The following is a 19027-nucleotide window of genomic DNA, read 5'->3' as shown; positions in this document are numbered from 1 at the left end:
ATTGAAGGTCGGGACGACGACCGCCAGTTCGAGTTCGCCCGCGGTCACCCCAGCGCCTTCACCACTGCATCGCCCATCTGTGCCGTCGACAGCGCTCCGCCCAGGTCGGGCGTGCGTGCGCCACTGGTCAGCGCCGCAGTCACCGCCGCCTCGATCCGGTCCGCCGCCTCCGCAAGCCCAAGCGAATAGCGCAGCAGCATCGCCGCCGACAGGATCGTCGCGCACGGATTGGCCTTGCCCTGCCCGGCGATGTCGGGTGCGGAGCCGTGGATCGGCTCGTACAACCCCCTGCCGCTGCCATCGAGCGAGGCAGAGGGCAGCATCCCGATCGACCCGGCGCACATGCTCGCCTGATCCGACAGGATGTCGCCAAAGAGGTTTCCGGTGACGATCACGTCGAACTGGCCGGGGTTGCGCACCAGCTGCATCGCGGCGTTATCGACATACATGTGGCTGAGTTCGATGTCGGGATAGTCGGCCGCGACCTCAATCACCACATCGCGCCACAGCTGCGAGGTTTCGAGGACGTTTGCCTTGTCGACCGAGCACAGCTTGCCGCGACGCGCGCGCGCGGTCTCAAACCCTACCTTTGCGATCCGGGCGACCTCGTCCTCGTTATACGACATGACGTCATAGCCCTCGCGGCGGCCTGACGCGGTAGTGCGCATCCCCTTTTCGCCGAAATAGACGTCGCCATTGAGCTCGCGCACGATCACCATGTCGATCGCGCCCGCGACTTCCGGCCGCAGCGCAGAGGCGTCCTCAAGTCCGGGGAACAGCGTCGCGGGGCGTAGATTGGCGAACAGGCCAAGTTCCTTACGCAGCCCCAGGATCGCCTGTTCGGGGCGCAGATGCCGCTCCAGCGCGTCGCAACGCGGATCACCGACTGCGCCGAACAGAATCGCATCTGCGCGCTTTGCAAGGTCGAGCGTCGCAGGCGGCAGCGGATGGCCATCGCTGAAATAGGCCGCACCGCCGACCGGGGTTTCCTCGAAGCTCAGGCCAAGGTCGAGCACATCCAGCACGCGCCGCGCCTGTGCGGTCACTTCGGGGCCGATCCCGTCACCGGGAAGGATTGCGATCAACGGCATGGCTACTCCACCTGCTCAGGGTGTTGGCCCCTTGCCGTGCTGCGCCGCATCACGCAACCGCCCTGTTAATCCGGTCGACCAGCCGCTCGCGTGCCGCCAGCACCTCCGCCGCCTTGCCGTGGAGCAGGTCGCGTTCGAGGAAATGGCCGGTGAGGCGGAGGCCGTCCAGGATGTCGTCCCACTCCGCTGCGCCGCCCTCGCGGAGGAATGGCGGTAGGCGGAACAGCCTTGCCTCATAGCCCACCGCTGCGGCGGTGCTGACCGCCATGCCGCTTTTGGGGCTGACGAACGCCAGATCCTCGGTCCCGCCGGTGGCGACGCACTGGTCGAGGTCGAGGCCGAAGCCGAGCAGGGCCAGCAGCAACAATTCGTAGCGGACCATCGCCACCGCCCAGCCCCGCGCCGCCGGGGCGGCTTCGATGGCGTCGAGCAGACCGCCAAGTGCCGCATGGATCGGCGGATAGGTCTGGCCCTCGGGCAAGGCCGCGGCGGTCAGCGCGGTGGCCCAATCGATCGCCGCGGCGGGGAGCGGCTCGCGGAACAGCGGGGCGCGGCTGTGCGTCAGTTCCGCCACCAGGGCCGGCAGTTGATCCTCGGTCCTGGCCCGCCAATCCCCGAGGATGTCGTTGCCGGGCTGAAGCACCGGGCGGTGTTGCCGCGACCGACCGCCGCGGACATAGCCCGCCAACAACCCCGCTTCCGCCGTCAGCGCCCGGACGATCGCGCCGCTCTCGCCATGGGGGCGGATCGCGACGATGATGGCGGGGGCACGCAGATGCATGCCCTGCCCTTATCCCCGCCGCAGCTTCTTTGACAGCTTCTCCAGTCCGACCGCCTCGACCAGTGCCTTCCCGCCGGCCACCGTCCGGTTGAACCCGCCCAGCGCCGCCGTCGTCACGCGGTTCGTCAAACTTGGGCGCAGGAGCAACAAGTCCACACAGGGGACACCGCCGGTGGCGTATTGGCGTTTGTGTTGGCCATCTCCCTCCGTAAAGTCGAATCTGGCGAATTTTTGTTCCTCAAAGAGGTCGCGGAACGCTTCTACTTGCAACACCGCGCCGGGGGACAAGTCGTTGAACGCCGGATCGTGCCCGACATATTCATAGACCAGAGTCTCGCCATGCGCGGGGCAATAGAGATAGGCGGCGGGCTCGCCCTCAATGAACAACAGCCAGGCGCGGACATCGTCCGCCGCCGCCGCGCTCAGCATCCCCCGGATGAACTCCGGATTGGCGGGCAACCCCTCCCCCATCAGCTTTTCCTGATAGGTGCGCAGCGCGATGCGGCGGGCCAGATCGTGAAACGTCTCCAGCTCCGTCGGCGTGCGATAGCTGCGGATGTCGAGATCGCCGCCGGAAACCTGTGCGATCTTTTTCGCCTTGCGCCGCACGCCCTGTCGCGCATTGCTCGACAGGCCGCCCATATAGGCGTCGAACCCGCCGGTCAGGTCGGCATAGTATCGCGTATATTTCTGGCGGACGAAGCCGATCATCCGGCCCGAGGCATAGACCATCGCCTCCAGCCGATCCTCGGGCAGCGAGGTCACGACATAGCCATGCGCGTCGCGCGGCAAGGGCGGAAGCACGGGCAAGCGGCCCTCGCGTGCCTCGTCGAGGCTGAGCGGCACGCGGACCATGTCGCGCTGCACCGCCATCAACGTCCGCGCCCCGATGCGGAAGTTGAGCGGGGTGGGACGCGCGGTCGCGGTCATGCGGCGCGTTCCGACACGAGGTTGGACCAGAGCTGCTGCGCCTGACGCATCCGGGTGCGGATCAGGCTGGGGCCGAGCGGGGCGTCGTCCTGATCGAGCGGGAGATGGGTGAGGTCGGCAAAATGCACCGTCTCCATGCCGCCGCGCCGCTCCGCGAGCATCGCACACAGCGCGTCGAAGCGGGCGACATGCACCGCATTGGGGCGGGTGCCGGACCGGTTGGCAAGCTCGAACCCGTGGCTGACGATGGTCACCGCCGCATGCCCCGCCGCCACCGCATGGTCGAGCGCATCGCGCATCTCGGCGGTCGACAGCGCGCAGATCTGGAAATGCCGGAGATGGCCGCGCACATCCTCGATCAAGGTCACCGGCACTTCGATCACGCCGCGATGCTCGACCGGGGCAATCTGACGCGGCGCGAGGCCGATCGCGCTGGGCCAGGGATGTTCGGAGCCGTTATGGCTGCTGTCGTAACGGATGCCGAGTTCAGCAAGGGCGGCGAGCGTGTCGTCGCTGGCGCTGTAGCTGCCCGATCGGAAGGCAATCGGGCGCGGTGCCCCAGCGGCGACGAGCAGGTCGGACGCGGCGCGGATCAGCTCCCGCTGCTCGGTCAGATTATAGTCGATCAGTTCGAACGACGCGGCGGCACTGCGATCCTCGTCGCACGCAGCGGCCCAATTGGGATGGAGGTGCAGCTGAACCTCCTGCCCCGCGTCAAGAATCGCCTCGACCACGCGGCGGATCGGATCGAGGCCATGCGCCACTGCGGGCATCGGATCGACGAAGAAGGTGGCTTTGAGGCCATGCTCCGCAAAGCGGCGCAGCTGATAGCCAATGCCGACCCCGGCCGGCTCCAGCGACCGCTCCGCAATCTCCGCCAGCGACAGCCCGGCGGCATGGTGCCGCCACATCAGCTCGGTATCGACCGTCAGGAAAACGCGCGTGGGCATGGCCGGTGTCTAGCGGACGGGGGTGAAGAAATCGCAAAATGTGGGCGGGGTTGGTGAACGACCGCGTTCACCATGCTGACAATTCTGACAAGATGTCCGTATGTGAGGGGCGCCGCCGGACACTTCCGCGTGATGCGGGCGTGCGGGGGTGGCAGGGTGCTGGGCATGGCGGGAGTGTAGTGGCTGTGGGGCTTGTAGGACAGCCCCTGGAGGTGACGCTGCGTTCGGACCCGTGCTTCTGCAATGCGGTGAAGCGGTCAGTTAGTGCCAAGCAGCTCAATTGCCCTCGGCGTCTACCATGAATACCACCGGTTTCCCCCGCGTGGTCGGTTCCCATCCCGCCGACAGCGCGGCGCGGACGCACCGCGAAATCGTGGCGTCGTCGAGCTGGAGGCGACCGGGCGGCAACCCCTTCATCAGCCGCTTGGGCGGGGGAAATTCCACCAGCGCCTCGCGCCTGGCATCACGCTGTTGCAGGGAGATCGTCATGCCTCTCCAACCCTCGTCATCGGACAGATGCGGTTCGCGCTGAAGGTGCCAATCGTAGAGAATACCGTCGACCTGGACGGCACCGCCTTTGCTTTGAGACTTTGACATATCCGCGCCTCTAGCATGACCGATCTTGCAAGGCCTAGCTGAACGTCTAGGCAAGGTTTGCCAGTGGCACGCAAGACCGACGATGCAGTTCGACGCGCACATCCATCGTGTCGGGATCGGCTTCCCCGGTCAGTAGTGCGTAAACAGGGCAAAGCGGCAGGGTTTTGGATTTTCAATGAATTATCGCCATTCCTTCCACGCCGGCAACAGCGCCGATGTGGTGAAGCACAGCCTGCTGATCGCCCTTGTCCGGGCATTGCAGCAAAAACCGGGCGCGTTGACCCTGATCGACACCCATGCCGGCTGCGGGCTCTACGACCTGGGCGGCGAGCAGGCGCAGCGCACCGGCGAGGCTGCACAGGGGGTTTTTCGCGTCTTTGCCGATGCGAACCCTTTGCTGGACGATTATCGCGCTGCCGTGCGGGCGGTGAATGTCGGCGCGGAGCCGCGCCTTTATCCCGGATCGCCACAGGTCCTGGCGCAGCTGCTGCGCCCGCAGGACGCGCTGATCCTCAACGAAAAGCATCCCGAGGATGCGTACGCCCTGCGCGGCGCGATGCGCGGTACGCCCGCCGCCGTGCACGAACGCGATGCCTATGAGCTGTGGCTGGCGATGCTGCCGACCCGCACGGCGCGCGGCGTGGTGGTAGTCGATCCGCCGTACGAGCAGACCGACGAGCGCGCCCGGATCACCGCCACCCTCGCTGCCGCGCACCGCAAATGGGCGCATGGCGTGACGGTGATCTGGTATCCGCTGAAGGACCGCGCGACGCATCAGCAGTGGAAGAACAAGCTGCGCAACCTGAACATCCCGAAATTCCTGGTCGTCGAGCATTGGCTGTACGATGCCGACCAGCCCAGCATCTACAACGGCGCGGGCCTGTTCATCGTCAATCCGCCCTATGCCTTTACGCAGGAACTGCCGCCGCTGCTGGAGGCGCTCCGTGCCACGCTCGCACCGGCGGGGCATCGGGGCATGATCACTGCGAACTGGTTGGACAATTGAAGATGCGCCCGGTCCCGGCCCTGCGTCACGCCGCGTCACCGCGCATGATAGAAATCATAGACTTGCTGCGCCACCGCCGCGCTCACCCCGGGCGCTTTCTGTAGATCCTCCAGGCTCGCGCCGCGCACCGCCTTGGCCGTGCCGAAATGCATCAGCAGCGCCTTCTTGCGCGCGGGGCCGATGCCGGGGACTTCGTCGAGCGGGCTGGCACCGATGGCCTTGGCACGCTTTGCCCGGTGCGCGCCGATGGCGAAGCGGTGGACTTCGTCGCGGAGTTTCTGAATGTGGAACAAGGCCGGCGCGTTGGTCGGGAGCATGCGTTCGCTGCCGTCCATCAGGTGGAAGACTTCGCGGCCTTCGCGGCCGTGGTGCGGGCCTTTGGCGACGCCGACCATGCAGACGTCCTCGATCCCCAGTTCCTCGAGCACGGCGCGGGCGGCGCTGAGCTGGCCCTTGCCGCCGTCGATCAGGACGAGGTCGGGCCACACGCCCTTGTCGCGGTCGGGGTCTTCCTCCTGCGCGCGGGCGAAGCGGCGGGTGAAGACTTCGCGCATCATCGCGAAATCGTCGTCGGTGGCGGCGCTCTTGATGTTGAACTTGCGATACTGGCCGGTGCGGAATCCCTCTGGCCCAGCGACGATCATCGCGCCGACGGCGTGGGCGCCCTGAATATGGCTGTTGTCATAGACTTCGATGCGGTCGGGCGGTTCGGGCAGGCCGAACAGGTCGGCGATATCGCGCAGGATCTTTGCCTGAGTGGTCGATTCGGCCATGCGGCGGTCGAGCGCCTCGATCGCGTTGCGCTTGGCCTGATCGAGCAGGCGGCGGCGGGTGCCGCGCTGCGGCATGCCGATCGCGACCTTGCGCCCGGCGCGTTCGGCGAGGGCTTCGGAGAGGAGCTTCAGGTCGTCGAGATTGCGGTCGACGAAGATGGTGCGCGGCGGGGGCACTTCCTCATAGAATTGCATGAGGAATTGGGTGAACACCTCATCCTCCGGCACATCGGCGGTGTGCGCGGGGAAGAAGGCGCGGTGGCCCCAATTCTGGCCGCCACGGATGAAGAAGGCCTGGATGCCGATCTGGCCCTGTTTGGCGGCCATGGCGAAGATGTCTGCGTCGCCGATCCCCTCCGCATTGATCGCCTGGCTGCCCTGGATGAAGGTGAGCGCCTTCAACCGGTCGCGCAGGATCGCGGCGAGCTCGAAGTCGAGATTTTCGGCGGCGGCCTGCATCTGCTCGCCGAGCTTGGCCTGAACCTTGGTCGACTTGCCCATCAGGAAGTCGCGGGAGTCGGCAACCAGCTCGGCATAGCCCGCCTTGTCGATGCGATCGACGCAGGGGGCCGAGCAGCGGCGGATCTGGTAGAGCAGGCACGGGCGGTCGCGGGTGTTGAAGAAGCTGTCGGTGCAGCTGCGCAGCAGGAAGAGTTTCTGGAGCGCGTTCAATGTCTTGCGCACCTGCCCCGCGCCGGCGAACGGGCCGAAATAGTCGCCCTTCGCCCGGCGCGCGCCGCGATGGAGCTGGACGCGGGGGAAGTCATGGTCGCCGCGCAGGAGGATGTAGGGGAACGACTTATCGTCGCGCAACAGGACGTTGTAGGGCGGGCGGAAGCGCTTGATCAGCTGCGCTTCGAGGAGGAGCGCCTCGGCCTCGTTATTGGTCGTCACCACGGTCATCGACCGCGTCTGGGCGATCATGCGGCGCAGCCGATTGAGAGCTTCGCGGGCTGGGTGTAGTTGGCGACGCGGTTCTTGAGCGCGCGGGCCTTGCCGACATAGAGCACGTCGCCGCGCGCATCCTGCATGCGATAGACGCCGGGGCGGGCGGGGAGTGTTTTCAGGACATTGCGGATGGCCGCGACCCCGGCGTCGAGATCGGGGGTTTCCGACCCGCGCACGGCATAGGTGGCGGAGTCTTCGTTGAAGCGGTTGGGGGAATTGGGGTCGGACATCGAACGCCCGATCTAGGCATTGCGCGGGGGGCTAGGCCAGAGCACAATCCTTGTGTATTGCATCAGCAACACACATGGGAGGAACGATGCGAAAGATGCTAGCGGCGCTCGCGGGATTTGCGCTCGTCGTTGGGAGCGCGCAGGGGCAGGCGCGCGCGTGGGACCCCGCGCCTTGGCTCGCCGATGTCGCGCAGATGCGTGCGGCGTTCGAGACCAAATATGCGAACCGTGAATGGCTGGAGCAGGAGCGCGGCGTTGCCATCGCCCGCACGTTCGACCAGCTGGCGGCGCAGCTCCGGACCGCCGGAAGCGATGCGGAGGCGCGGGCGATTCTCGACCGCGCCATCCGGGGCATCGGCGATGGCCATGTCGCGCTGCGCTGGCCCCGCCCGCAGTCCGCTACTCCCGTTATGCCCGCCACGGCCCCGGCGCCGACCAGCGTGGCGTCGCTCTGCCAGTCGATCGGCTATGACGCGCGCAAGGGGCGGCCCGGTATCGCGTCTGCACTCCTCGGCTACCGCGCGCTGGTCGATAAGGGGGCGCTCGATGCGGGCGTCGTGGCGACGGCGGGTGAGACGGTGGGCGTGCTGCGCATCCCCGTATTCGATCCGCACGCCTTTCCTCAGCTATGCGCCGACGCCGTCGCCGCGCTGCAACTGCCGATCGACAAGCCGTGCGATGATAGCTGCAAGAATGCGGTGATCACCCACGCCTATGCTGCGCTCACCCGCGACATGGCGACGCGATTGGGCCAGCTACAGGCTGTGGGAGCGACGTCTTTGCTGGTCGACCTGACCGGGAATGGCGGGGGCAGCGAATGGGCGGAGGCCGCCGCGCGCATGGTCACGGCGAAGCGGCTTACTTCGGCCCCGGTCGGGTTCGTGCGCGGTCCGCACTGGGCAGGGACCTGGGGGAGGCTGGCCGAGCTGCTGCACGGCTGGGCCAGGACCGCCCCCGAAGCGGAGCGGGCGAAGCTGCGCGCGCTGGCGGAGAAGGCGGATGCGGCGCGCGTGGCGGCGGAGACGCCCTGCGCTCCCGACACCGGCTGCCAATGGCTGGGTCGCGCTGGCTATGCGACCGGGCTGGTCGGCAGCGCGGAACCCGGCGAATGGCTGGGCAGCGAATGGGGCGCATGGGTGTTCAGCGCGGGCCAGCATGCCTATCAGGAGGGCGCGTGGCGCGGCCCGGTGATGGTGCTCGTCGATCAGGAGACCTGGTCCGCCGCCGAACAATTCACCGCGCTGTTACAGGACGCGCGCGTCGCGACGATCGTCGGTGCGCGGACCGGCGGCGCGGGATGCGGCTATACCTGGGGCGGCACGCCGACGACGCTCAATCACAGCGGCGCGACCTTGCTGCTGCCCGATTGCGCACGGTTCCGCGCCGATGGCAGCAATGAGGTGGCGGGCATCGTTCCTGACGTGACGATCGGTTGGCGCGCGACCGACAGCGTGGCATTTCGGTCCCGCCTGCTCAATGCCGCACTGCCCGCCGCCGTGGCGCGCGCGCAAGCGCTGCATGGCGACCGCTGAGCGAGGGAATTGCACGGGGCGGCCCATCTGTTAGCGTGTCCGCCATCTGATTTCGGGGGATCCTTCATGCGCCTGCTCACCGCCCTGCTCGCAACTTCGCTGCTCGCCACGCCATCACTGGCCGAGCCCGATTTCGCCCCGGCGGTGGAGGCGGATTATGCGGCGCATCTCGAAGCCTTGTTCATCGATTTCCACAAGAATCCCGAGCTGTCGTACAAGGAGACGCGCACCGCCGCGATCATGGCGAAGGAGCTGCGCGCGGTCGGTGGAATCGAGGTGACCGAGGGGGTCGGCGGGACCGGCGTCGTGGGCGTGATGAAGAACGGCACCGGTCCGACGATCCTGGTGCGCGCCGACATGGACGGGCTACCGCTCAAGGAGGATAGCGGGCTCGCCTATGCCTCGACGGTGACGCAGGAGGATATCGACGGCGTGGTGAAGCCGGTGATGCATGCGTGCGGGCATGACGTGCACATCACCTCGCTGATCGGCACCGCGCGGCAGCTGGCCAAGCTCAAGAGCCGGTGGAAGGGCACCGTCGTGTTCGTCATACAGCCCGCCGAGGAGCGGATCGGCGGCGCGCGCAAGATGATGGAGGACGGGCTCTACACCCGTTTCCCCAAGCCCGATTATGCGGTGGCGTTCCACGTCACCTCGGGCTTTCCGACCGGCAAGATCGGGCTGGAGCCGGGGATCAGCTCGTCATCGTCGGACAGCGTCGACATCACCATCCACGGCATCGGCACGCATGGTGCCGCGCCGCATATGGGGAAGGACCCGATCGTGATGGGGTCGCAGATCGTCATGGCGCTGCAGACGCTGGTGAGCCGCGAGATCGCGCCATTGAAGCCCGGCGTGGTCACCGTCGGATCGTTCCATTCGGGATTCAAGCACAACATCATCAGCGACAAGGCGGAGCTTCAACTGACCGTGCGGTCGGATGACGAAGACACGCGCAAGAAGCTGCTCGACGGCATCAAGCGCATCGCCGCCAATGTCGGGCGGATGAACGGTCTGCCCGAGGACAAATTGCCGGTGGTGCGCGTCGGGTTCGAATCGACCCCGGTGACGCTCAACGATCCGGCGCTGACGACGCGGGTGCGCGGCGCGTTCACCAAGGCGTTCGGCAAGGACATCCTGCGCACCGAACCGCGCGAGAGCATGGGCGCGGAGGATTTCGCGTACTTCATCGAGCAGAAACTGGGCGTGCCGGGGGCCTATTTCGTGGTCGGCGGGACACCGCAGGCCGAGCTGGACGCGGCCAAGCGCGGCGAGAAGACGCTGCCCGCGCACCATTCGCCCTTCTTCAAGGTCGAGGCGAAGCCGGCGGTGACGCTGGGGACGACCGCGATGACCGTGGCGGTGCTGGATTTGTTGGGGAAGTGAGGCATTACCCGTCACCCCGGGCTTGACCCGGGGCCCAGCTTCTTCGACCGGCAAAGGCAGCGGGGCCCCGGGTCAAGCCCGGGGTGACGACAGGCACAGAAAAAGGGCGCCGGTCTTTCGACCGACGCCCTTTTTCTTCACCCGGAACCCGCCGCTCAGTTGAGCCGCGAGAGACCCGCGATCGTCTGGTCGACCAGTGCCTTGTCGGCGCTCGCATCGTGCTTCTGCGCGATGATCGCACCGGCCGCCTTGGTCGCGGCCTCGGCGGCCGTGGCGCGCACCTGGTCGAGCGCGAGGCGCTCGGCCGCGGCGATCTTGTCCTCGGCCATCTTGGTGCGGCGACGGATCAGGTCCTCGGCATCGGACTTGGCCTTGACCAGCAGCGCCTGTGCCTCCTCATCGGCATGGGCGACCATGGCGGCGGCCTCCTGCTCGACATTGGTGAGCTTGCGCGCATATTCGTCGCGCAGCGCTTCGGCCTCGGCGCGGAGCTGGTTCGCTTCGTCAAGCCGGGTGCGGATCGCCGCAATCTGCTTGTCGAGCATGCCGCCGATCGCCGACGGCACCTTCTTCCACACCACGATCAGCAGCAGGCCCAGCATGGCGAGGCCGACCCACATGGTCGCGTCGATGCCGAACACCGCCGGCGCCGCGTGATGGACCTCAGCCGGAGCCGCGGTTCCCGTGGTCACTGTTGCTTCCTCAGCCATTGAGCGCCGCCTTCACTGCCTGTCCGGCCTCCGCAGCCGTGACGCTGACGCCCGAGATGCGGGCGACGATGTCGCGCGCAGCGTCGGTCGCGACCGCTTCGATCTCACCGGCTGCGGCGGCGCTGGCCTCCGCGATCCGGGTTTCGGCCGCGGTGACGCGACCTTCGATCTCGGCATTGGCCGATGCGAGCGCGGCGTCGGTCTGCGCCTGCCCCTCGGCACGCGCCTCGGCCAGGCGCTTGCGCGCCGCATCACGCGCCGCATTTTCCTGCGCACGCCACGTCTCTTCGGCCTGGTCCGCCGCCGTGCGCGCCGCTTCCGCAGCCGCAAGGTCGTCGGCCACCGACTTGTCGCGCGCATCCATCGTGCCGGAGACCTTGGGCAAAATGCCCAGGCCGACGATCACGAAGGTGAGCCCGAAGGTCAGCAGCAGCCAGAAGATCTGCGACGCATAGGTCGCTGCGACTTGTTCGATCTGGGGCATTGGTCCGTCCTCTGGTCCGTCGTCAAATCCGCCCCGCGTGGATCACGCAGGGCGGCAGAGACATCAGGCGACGAAGATCAGCAGCACCGCCACGACGAACGCGAGCAGGCCGAGAAGCTCGGCAGCCGCGAAGCCGATGAACATGTTGCCCTGCTGGCTGGCAGCCGCGCCCGGATTGCGCAGCGCGCCCTGAAGGAACGCCGCGAACACGTTGCCCACGCCCATCGCCGCGAGGCCCGCACCGATCGCCGCGAGACCGGCGCCGAGCAGCTTGAATGCATCTGCTTCCATTGAAATCACTCCTTAGAAAAATCAGTCGTTGGTTGGAAAAAACTCAGTGATGATCGTGCAGGTGCACCGCGTCGTTGATGTACAGCGACGTGAGCAGCGCGAACACATAGGCTTGGACGCCCGCGACCAGAATCTCGAGCGCCGACACGCCGAGCATCAGCGCGAAGCTGGGGATGCCCACCAGCGCGCCCCAGCCCAGGCCGGCATTGGTCGAATTGATGATGAAGCCCGCCAGCACCTTGAGCAGGATGTGGCCCGCGGTCATCGCGACGAAGAGTCGCAGCGCCAGGCTGAACGGGCGGACCATGAACGAGACGAACTCGATCGGCGCCACGAGGAACAGCACGGGCAGCGGCGTGCCCTTTGGCACGAACAGCGAGAAGAAACGGAAGCCATGCTTGCCCAGCCCGACGATCAGCACGATCGAGAAGCTGAGGATCGCGAGCACGCCGGTGACGGTGAAGTGGCTGGTCGCGGTGAACGGATGCACGCCGGGAATCGCGCCGAACGGCAGCAGGCCGATCACGTTGGCGAACAGGATGAACATGAACAGCGAGAAGACATAGGGCAGGAACTTGCGCCCCTCATGCCCGATATTCGCCTTGAGCAGATTGTCGATGAAGCCGGTAAAGCCCTCGACCGCCATCTGCCAGCGGCCCGGCACGACGTCGCGCTTCATGCCGCCCAGCATGAACACCCACAGCGCGACGGTCGCGAGGACCATCCATAGCGCGCTGTTGGTGAAGGCGATCGTCTGATTGCCCACGGTGAACATGTCGGCAATCGACGTCACCTCGAACTGGTGCATCGGATCGATCTTGCCTGCTTCTTCAGCCACGCCCGTTTCCCATGTAACGCAAGCGCCCGAAAGTCACTTCGAGCGCTGGTTCGAAATCCTGATGATGTTCCTGAACGCGCTGACGATGCCGAGGGCAAGCAGCGTGAGCAGGAGCCATGGCGAGGTTCCCAGGAACCGATCGAGTACCCACCCGATCAGCGCCCCCCGACCATTCCTCCGATCAGCTCGGCGAGGACGCGGTTGCCGAGGCGATAGTTACGATCGCCATCCTGCTGCCCCTCGCCCCGCCGATCCGCCTCTTCGGATTTGGCCCGCGCCAGCCGCTCGTTGAGCGAAGTGATGCGGGAATCCTCCTTGAGGGGGTCCAGTCCGGGCTCGTTCTCGGTCATTTCGCTTCCTCCGCCAGTCATATTCCAGGGCGAAACGCATGGGCCGAGCGGCGAGCCCGCCAAGGCACGCGCGCTTTAGAAAGGGGGGTCGCCGAGTCAACCGCGGTGCAACATTGTTGCAACCGACAGATCAATCCGTCCCTGCCAGGGGGAGGGTTTTTGCGCCCCTTTCCCGCCCCCGCCTCTGCCGCTAGGCTCCCTTTATGGGGGACGGCGGCAGCGAGGCGATTACCGACGGGACCGGGCATCGCGCGCGGCTGCGGTCGCGGTTGCTGGCGGATCATGAAGCGCTGCTCGACCATGAACTGATCGAGTATCTGCTCGCTCTGGCGATTCCCCGGCGCGATACCAAGCCGCTGGCCAAGGCGCTGCTCCATCAGTTCGGCGGCATCGCCGGACTGTTGACCGCCGACGCGGAAGCGATCGCGCGGGTGCCGGGGATGGGCGAGACCTCGGTCGCGGCGCTCAAGATCGCGCATGCGGCAGCGTTGCGGCTCCTAAAGGGGAGAGGTCGCGGCGCGGCCGATCTTGTCCAACTGGCAGGCGCTGCTGGATTATCTCCGCGCCGACATGGCGCATCATGCGATCGAGCGCGTGCGGGTACTGCATCTGAACAGCCGCAACATGCTGATCCGCGACGAATTGATGCAGGAAGGGTCGGTGGACGAGGCCCCGGTCTATGTCCGCGAAGTAATCCGCCGTGCGATCGATCTGGGATCGACCGCGATCATCCTGGTCCACAACCATCCCAGTGGCGACCCGAGCCCGAGCCGGGCGGATATCGAACTGACGCGCAATATTGTGGAGGCGGGGAAGCGGCTGGGCATTGCGGTGCATGACCATATCGTCATCGGCACCGCCGGGCATGTCAGCCTGCGCGCGCAGGGGCTGATGTAGCGCTCGGCGCTGTCCGGCGACCTGATCTCCTGCGAGATCAGGGGTCCAGAGTTGCACCAGACATCCGCCTTGGCTCCGGGCTCCTGCCTGCGCAGGAGCCCGGATAAACGGCCGCCGGAGCGAACTCCGGCGGCCGGTGGACGGGCGCGATGCGGTACGCCCCTCCGAGGAGACACGGTTACGACGCCGCAGCAGGGGCAAGGAAGGCCTTCAGTTCGTCCTTGCTCACGCCGCCCGACTTGTCGGCATCCGCCGAGGCAAGCGCCTTGCCGAGCCATTCCTTGTCAGCCGCCGATTCGCCGGTGAACGCAGGCTCGGTCGCCGAACGCAGCGCAACCATCCAGGCACCGAATTCCTCCTGCTTCAGGCTGCCATCGGCATCCTTGTCATAGGTCGGGAAGCCCTGATCGACGATCTGCGCAATCTGCTCCGCATTGGCGGGCTGCTGCGCAGGCTGCTGAGCGGGCTGAGTCGCCTGTGCCTGCTCTGCGGCCTGAGGCTCCGGAGTCGGCGTGGGCGACGGAGTCGGCGTGGGAGTCGGCTCAGGCGTCGGCGTCGCTTCCGGAACCGGCTCAGCGTCGGGCTGTGGCGCGGGTGCCGGAACCTCTTGCGGAACAGGCTCGGTCGTCTCGCCCGGGGCCGGCTGTTCCTGAGTCGGCGGAGTCTGCGGGTCGGGCATGTCCTGGGCAAGTGCCGGGGCCGAGATCGCAACCGCACTGGCCAAAAGGATAGATTTCAACATGTCATTCTCCAGTCATCAGAAATGTTAATTCCGAAAACGCCGAACATTTAGTTCCAGCGAGTGTGACAAGAGAACGAGTTGCATATTTGTCACGTTCCACAATATTATTTCAATCAGCGCAACTCGCCTCCGTAACGCATCTGTTCGACCAAATTCTGTGCGAACGATGCGACGAGCCGATTGGAACACTTCAGTGTGGCCGGGTTTGCCGCGCCGCCGGGGCTTTGCTAGGGGCCGCCGCGTCCCACGAAAGGCTCTGACATGGTCCCCCGCTATTCCCGCCCCGCCATGACCACGATCTGGTCGCCCGAAACCCGCTTCGGCATCTGGTTCGAGATCGAGGCGCACGCGACCGAGAAGCTGGGCGAGCTGGGCGTGGTGCCCGAATCGGCGGCGAAGGCGCTGTGGGACTGGTGGGCGACCAACCCGACCATCGACGTCGCCGCGATCGACGCGATCGAGGCGGTGACCAAGCATGACGTGATCGCGTTCCTGACCTGGGTCGCGGAGAATGTCGGCGACGAAGCGCGCTTCATGCATCAGGGGATGACGTCGAGCGACGTGCTCGACACCTGCCTTGCGGTGCAGCTGACGCGCGCGGCGGATATCCTGCTCGACGATCTCGACCAGCTGCTCGCGGTACTCAAGCGCCGTGCATATGAGCACAAGCTGACCCCGACCATCGGGCGCAGCCATGGCATTCATGCGGAACCGGTGACGTTCGGCCTCAAGCTTGCCGAAGCCTATGCCGAGTTCAAGCGGTGCAAGACCCGCCTGATCGCGGCCCGCGCGGACATTGCGACCTGCGCGATTTCGGGCGCGGTCGGCACCTTCGCCAATATCGACCCGCGCGTGGAGCAGCATGTCGCCGACAAGCTGGGCCTCGCGGTCGAGCCGGTGTCGACGCAGGTGATCCCGCGCGATCGGCATGCGATGTTCTTCGCGACGCTGGGCGTCATTGCCAGTTCGATCGAGCGGCTCGCGGTCGAGGTGCGCCATCTGCAGCGCACCGAGGTGCTGGAAGCGGAGGAGTATTTCTCGCCCGGGCAGAAGGGTTCGTCGGCGATGCCGCACAAGCGCAACCCGGTGCTGACCGAAAACCTCACCGGCCTCGCCCGCATGGTCCGCAGCGCGGTGATCCCGGCGATGGAGAATGTCGCGCTGTGGCATGAGCGCGACATCAGTCACTCGTCGGTCGAGCGCTATATCGGCCCGGACGCGACGATCACGCTCGACTTCGCGCTCGCCCGGCTGACCGGGGTGATCGACAAGCTGCTGGTCTATCCGGCGCGGATGCAGAAGAATCTGGATCGCATGGGCGGGCTGGTCCACTCGCAGCGCGTGCTGCTGGCGCTGACCCAGGCCGGGGTGAGCCGCGAGGACAGCTATCGGCTGGTCCAGCGCAACGCGATGCAGGTGTGGGAGAGCGACGGGGAACTGTCGCTGCTCGAACTGCTCAAGGCCGATCCCGAGGTCACCGCCGCGCTGTCGCCGCAGCAGATCGAGGAGAAGTTCGACCTCGACTATCATTTCAAGGCGGTAGATACCATTTTCGCACGGGTATTCGCGGATTGACGACATGCCTCCGGGTGTGTCAGTCGAGTGACACACCAAGGAGGCGTGACGATGGCCAAGGCGAAGGACGGGGCGAAGGCGAAGAAGAGCAAGACGGCCAAGGCATCGAAGGCCGCCAAGGCACCCAAGCTGCCCAAGACGGTCGCCGGGATCGAATTGCCCAAGGAATTGCGCGAACAGGGTGCCAAGCTGCTCGAGCTGACCAAGCACCCGTTGGTCGCCGATATCGTTGCCGCAGGACTGGTCGCGCTGGCGGGCAATGTCCGCAAGAAGGCGGCGGACGCGCAATCCGCCCCTGCCCCCACTCCCGCCGCGAGCGACGCGCCCAAGCCGTCGGGTATGGACGACTTTGCAAGGAACGCCTCGTCGCTCGCCACGCTGATTGCGGCGCGCGCGGCGGAGAAGATCACGGCGCGGCTGGCTGGCGAGAAGCCGCCCGAGGCTCCGAAGGCACCAGAGGCCCCCGCGGCACCCGCTGCTGAAGCTCCGCCCGCGCCGCCGAAGAACCCCGCAGCGCCGAAAAAGCCTGCACTCAAAGCAACTGCCGCGAAGAAGCCGGCCGCGGCGAAACCTGCTGCTGCGAAACCTGCTGCTGCGAAGCCTGCCGCAACGAAGAAGCCCGCCGCCAAGCCCGCTGCAAAGGCTCCCGCCAAGCCGCGCGCGCCCCGCGCCGCCAAGCCCAAGACTCCACCCGCCTGAGCCCGTGGGCGCGGTCGAGATCATCGGGCTGGCCGCTTCGGTCAGCCTGCTCGCGGGCTGGCGGCTTTATCTGTGCGTGTTCGCGGTCGGCCTGGCGATGCAGACCGGCTGGGTCGAGCTGCCGCATCAGCTGAAGGCCCTCGACGTGCTGGCGAACCCGTGGGTGATCGGCATTGCCGGGATCGGCGCGGTCGCGGAGTTCTTTGCCGACAAGGTGATGTGGATCGATTCGGTGTGGGACAGCATCCACACCGCGATCCGACCGATTGGCGGCGCATTGCTCGCGCTCGCCATCGTCGATCCGGGCGATCCGGCGTGGCAGGTCGCTGCGCTGCTGCTCGGCGGTGGGGGCGCGCTGCTGACGCATGGCGCCAAGGCAGGCGCGCGGGCGGCGGTGAATGTCAGTCCGGAGCCGGTGAGCAATGTCGTGGTGTCGACGGGCGAGGATATCCTGACCGGCGGGCTGCTGTTTCTGGCGCTGGCGAACCCGGTGGCGGCGGTGGTGATTGCGGTTCTGGTGCTGGCGGCGACGGTAGCGGCGCTGGTGGTGTTGCGTCGGGTGTTGCGGCGGTTGCTTAGTCGCAAATCCTCCCCGGGACGGGGAGGTGGCAGCGCGTAGCGCTGACGGAGGGGGGCGAGGCACCGGACCCCTAGCCTCGGGCCCCCTCCACCACCCGCTGCGCGGGCGGTCCCCCTCCCCGTTCCGGGGAGGATTTTTAAGCGAATACCTCGGCCAGAAACCCCATCATCGCAGCCCAACTGCGGCGGTCGGCATTCGCGTCGTAGCCGAAGCCGGGGCGAGTTGAGCCTTTCTGGCTCACGTCGGTGAAGCCGTGTCCTGCCCCGCCATAGCCGTGGAGCTGCCAGTCCGCCCCCGCAGTGCTCAGCTCGGCGGCGAGGGCGGTGACCGCGTCGGGCGGGGCGAGCGGGTCGTCCCAGCCGTGGCAGACCAGCAGCTTCGCCGCGATCGGGGTCGGATAGGCATAGCCCGGCGGGTCGAAGATGCCGTGGAATGCAACCACGCCGCGCACCGCGCCACCCGCGCGGGCGAGGTCGATGACCGACTTGCCGCCGAAGCAATAGCCGATGGCGGCGGTCCGCCCGGCATCGACCTGTGGCAGCGCCTGGAGCGCGGCGAGGCTGGCAAACAGGCGGTCGCGCAGCAGCGGGCGGTCCGCGTTGAGCGCATTCATATACATTGCGGGGTCGGGTGATTCGCGCGTGGTGCGCTTGCCCTGTCCGTAGAGATCGGCGACGAAGCCGACATAGCCCAGCGCCGCGATCCGCTCAGCGGTGACGCGGTCCTGTTCCTTTTCGCCCAGCACATTGGGGACGATCAGCACGCCGGGGCGCGGCGCGGTCCAGTCGCTGTCGACCACCGCGACCCCCGCGAACGGGCCGCCGGGGCCGTCATAGACGATGGTCTGTCTTTCAATTGCCATGGCCATCCTCCGTTGCCCTGTCGGCCCACTTCGCTAAGGACGCGGGCAAAGTCCTGCAAGGAGTAGCCCATGCCCACGCTCGTCCTGATCCGCCACGGCCAGTCGTCCTGGAATCTGGAAAACCGCTTCACCGGATGGTGGGACGTCGACCTGACCGAACAGGGCGTTAAGGAAGCGTGGGCCGCGGGCGAGCTGATGCGCGAGAAGGGTCTCGACTTCGACATGACCTATACCAGCTTTCAGAGCCGGGCGATCAAGACGCTCAATCTGGCGCTGGAGGCGATGGGTCGGCTGTGGCTGCCGACCGAGAAGAGCTGGAAGCTGAACGAGCGGCATTATGGCGGGCTGACCGGGCTCGACAAGGCGGAGACCGCAGCCAAGCATGGCGACGATCAGGTCAAGATCTGGCGCCGCAGCTTCGACATCCCGCCCCCGCTGCCCGAGGAAGGGTCGCCTTGGGACCTGGCCAAGGACGCGCGCTACAAGGGCATTCCGATCCCGCAGACCGAAAGCCTGAAGGACACGATCGCGCGCGTGCTGCCCTATTGGGAAGAGCGGATCGCCCCGGACCTGCGCGCGGGCAAGCGCGTGTTGATCGCCGCGCACGGCAATTCGCTGCGCGCGCTGGTCAAGCATCTGTCGGGGATTTCGGACGCAGATATCGCATCGCTGGAAATCCCGACCGGGCAGCCGATCGTGTACGAGCTGGCGGACGATCTGACCGCGATGGATCGCTATTATCTGAGCGAACGGTAAGGTCTGCGCTCCTGCGGAG

Annotated in this window: 18 protein-coding genes and 3 pseudogenes; 8 read left to right on the top strand and 13 right to left on the bottom strand. The window is 66.7% G+C overall.

The features are described 5' to 3' along the window. Positions 1-44: 44 nt before the first annotated feature. The 5 genes from leuB to LRS12_RS12895 all read right to left on the bottom strand — a co-directional run bounded on the left by leuB (position 45) and on the right by LRS12_RS12895 (position 4349). The gene (leuB, locus tag LRS12_RS12915; protein WP_257844886.1) at positions 45-1091 is read right to left on the bottom strand and encodes a 3-isopropylmalate dehydrogenase; all 1047 of its coding nucleotides are present in this window, start codon (positions 1089-1091) and stop codon (positions 45-47) included. Positions 1092-1140: 49 nt separating this feature from the next. Next, positions 1141-1872 carry a DNA repair protein RecO gene (gene recO, locus LRS12_RS12910; protein ID WP_257844885.1) on the bottom strand — a complete coding sequence of 244 codons (732 nt, stop codon included), beginning with the start codon at positions 1870-1872 and terminating at the stop codon, positions 1141-1143. 9 nt (positions 1873-1881) lie between these two features. After that, on the bottom strand, positions 1882-2802 hold the full coding sequence (locus LRS12_RS12905) for a GNAT family N-acetyltransferase (protein WP_257844884.1): 921 nt from the start codon (positions 2800-2802) through the stop codon (positions 1882-1884). Further along, the gene (locus tag LRS12_RS12900; protein WP_257844883.1) at positions 2799-3752 is read right to left on the bottom strand and encodes a polysaccharide deacetylase; all 954 of its coding nucleotides are present in this window, start codon (positions 3750-3752) and stop codon (positions 2799-2801) included. Before LRS12_RS12900 ends, LRS12_RS12905 begins: the two co-directional genes overlap by 4 nt. Positions 3753-4028: 276 nt before the next feature. Then, positions 4029-4349, bottom strand: a complete 321-nt coding sequence (locus tag LRS12_RS12895; protein WP_257844882.1) for a hypothetical protein — start codon at positions 4347-4349, stop codon at positions 4029-4031. 175 nt (positions 4350-4524) lie between these two features. Between LRS12_RS12895 and LRS12_RS12890 the strand changes: the two genes are divergently transcribed. Further along, positions 4525-5355 (top strand): 23S rRNA (adenine(2030)-N(6))-methyltransferase RlmJ, encoded by an 831-nt coding sequence (locus tag LRS12_RS12890; RefSeq protein ID WP_257844881.1) that lies wholly within the window; start codon positions 4525-4527, stop codon positions 5353-5355. Positions 5356-5390: 35 nt separating this feature from the next. Here LRS12_RS12890 and uvrC read toward each other — a convergent pair. After that, positions 5391-7306: pseudogene (gene uvrC, locus LRS12_RS12885) on the bottom strand (excinuclease ABC subunit UvrC). Between the two features lie 86 nt (positions 7307-7392). Here uvrC and LRS12_RS12880 point away from each other — a divergent pair. Together LRS12_RS12880 and LRS12_RS12875 are read left to right on the top strand one after the other, a co-directional pair. Next, positions 7393-8838, top strand: a complete 1446-nt coding sequence (locus LRS12_RS12880; RefSeq protein ID WP_257844880.1) for a S41 family peptidase — start codon at positions 7393-7395, stop codon at positions 8836-8838. Positions 8839-8904: 66 nt separating this feature from the next. Beyond that, positions 8905-10224, top strand: a complete 1320-nt coding sequence (locus LRS12_RS12875) for an amidohydrolase (protein WP_257844879.1) — start codon at positions 8905-8907, stop codon at positions 10222-10224. Between the two features lie 155 nt (positions 10225-10379). Here LRS12_RS12875 and LRS12_RS12870 read toward each other — a convergent pair whose 3' ends face one another. The 5 genes and pseudogenes from LRS12_RS12870 to LRS12_RS12850 all read right to left on the bottom strand — a co-directional run bounded on the left by LRS12_RS12870 (position 10380) and on the right by LRS12_RS12850 (position 12897). Next, on the bottom strand, positions 10380-10916 hold the full coding sequence (locus LRS12_RS12870; RefSeq protein WP_308223020.1) for a hypothetical protein: 537 nt from the start codon (positions 10914-10916) through the stop codon (positions 10380-10382). A gap of 10 nt (positions 10917-10926) precedes the next feature. Further along, positions 10927-11418 carry an ATPase gene (locus LRS12_RS12865; protein ID WP_257844877.1) on the bottom strand — a complete coding sequence of 164 codons (492 nt, stop codon included), beginning with the start codon at positions 11416-11418 and terminating at the stop codon, positions 10927-10929. Between the two features lie 63 nt (positions 11419-11481). After that, a complete protein-coding gene (locus LRS12_RS12860; RefSeq protein ID WP_257844876.1) occupies positions 11482-11709 on the bottom strand; it encodes a F0F1 ATP synthase subunit C in 228 nt (75 codons plus the stop codon). Between the two features lie 43 nt (positions 11710-11752). Continuing rightward, on the bottom strand, positions 11753-12517 hold the full coding sequence (locus LRS12_RS12855) for a F0F1 ATP synthase subunit A (RefSeq protein ID WP_257845508.1): 765 nt from the start codon (positions 12515-12517) through the stop codon (positions 11753-11755). A 63-nt stretch (positions 12518-12580) separates the two neighbouring features. Beyond that, positions 12581-12897, bottom strand: a pseudogene (locus LRS12_RS12850) (AtpZ/AtpI family protein). Positions 12898-13100: 203 nt separating this feature from the next. Here LRS12_RS12850 and radC point away from each other — a divergent pair. Next, positions 13101-13794: pseudogene (radC, locus tag LRS12_RS12845) on the top strand (DNA repair protein RadC). Between the two features lie 178 nt (positions 13795-13972). On the opposite strand, the gene LRS12_RS12840 reads toward radC, so the two are convergent. Further along, positions 13973-14536, bottom strand: coding sequence for an EF-hand domain-containing protein (locus LRS12_RS12840; protein ID WP_257844875.1), 564 nt, complete (start codon positions 14534-14536; stop codon positions 13973-13975). A gap of 261 nt (positions 14537-14797) precedes the next feature. Between LRS12_RS12840 and purB the strand changes: the two genes are divergently transcribed. Genes purB through LRS12_RS12825 form a run of 3 tightly spaced genes read left to right on the top strand, consistent with a single transcriptional unit; the run spans position 14798 to position 17429 of the window. Further along, positions 14798-16111 (top strand): adenylosuccinate lyase, encoded by a 1314-nt coding sequence (purB, locus tag LRS12_RS12835; protein ID WP_257844874.1) that lies wholly within the window; start codon positions 14798-14800, stop codon positions 16109-16111. 27 nt (positions 16112-16138) lie between these two features. Beyond that, positions 16139-16810, top strand: coding sequence for a hypothetical protein (locus tag LRS12_RS12830; RefSeq protein ID WP_257844873.1), 672 nt, complete (start codon positions 16139-16141; stop codon positions 16808-16810). Between the two features lie 4 nt (positions 16811-16814). After that, positions 16815-17429 (top strand): DUF4126 domain-containing protein, encoded by a 615-nt coding sequence (locus tag LRS12_RS12825; protein ID WP_257844872.1) that lies wholly within the window; start codon positions 16815-16817, stop codon positions 17427-17429. A 97-nt stretch (positions 17430-17526) separates the two neighbouring features. Here the strand turns inward: LRS12_RS12825 and LRS12_RS12820 are convergent, their stop codons facing one another. Further along, a complete protein-coding gene (locus LRS12_RS12820) occupies positions 17527-18252 on the bottom strand; it encodes a dienelactone hydrolase family protein (protein WP_257844871.1) in 726 nt (241 codons plus the stop codon). A 69-nt stretch (positions 18253-18321) separates the two neighbouring features. Here LRS12_RS12820 and gpmA point away from each other — a divergent pair, with 69 nt between their 5' ends. Further along, positions 18322-19008 (top strand): 2,3-diphosphoglycerate-dependent phosphoglycerate mutase, encoded by a 687-nt coding sequence (gpmA, locus tag LRS12_RS12815; RefSeq protein WP_257844870.1) that lies wholly within the window; start codon positions 18322-18324, stop codon positions 19006-19008. Positions 19009-19027: the final 19 nt, after the last annotated feature.

Origin of the sequence: Sphingomonas sp. J344, assembly GCF_024700005.1 — a bacterium.
Taxonomy (GTDB): domain Bacteria; phylum Pseudomonadota; class Alphaproteobacteria; order Sphingomonadales; family Sphingomonadaceae; genus Sphingomonas.
Note: the sequence above shows the minus strand (reverse complement) of the source record. Positions and strands in the feature narration are given on the sequence as shown.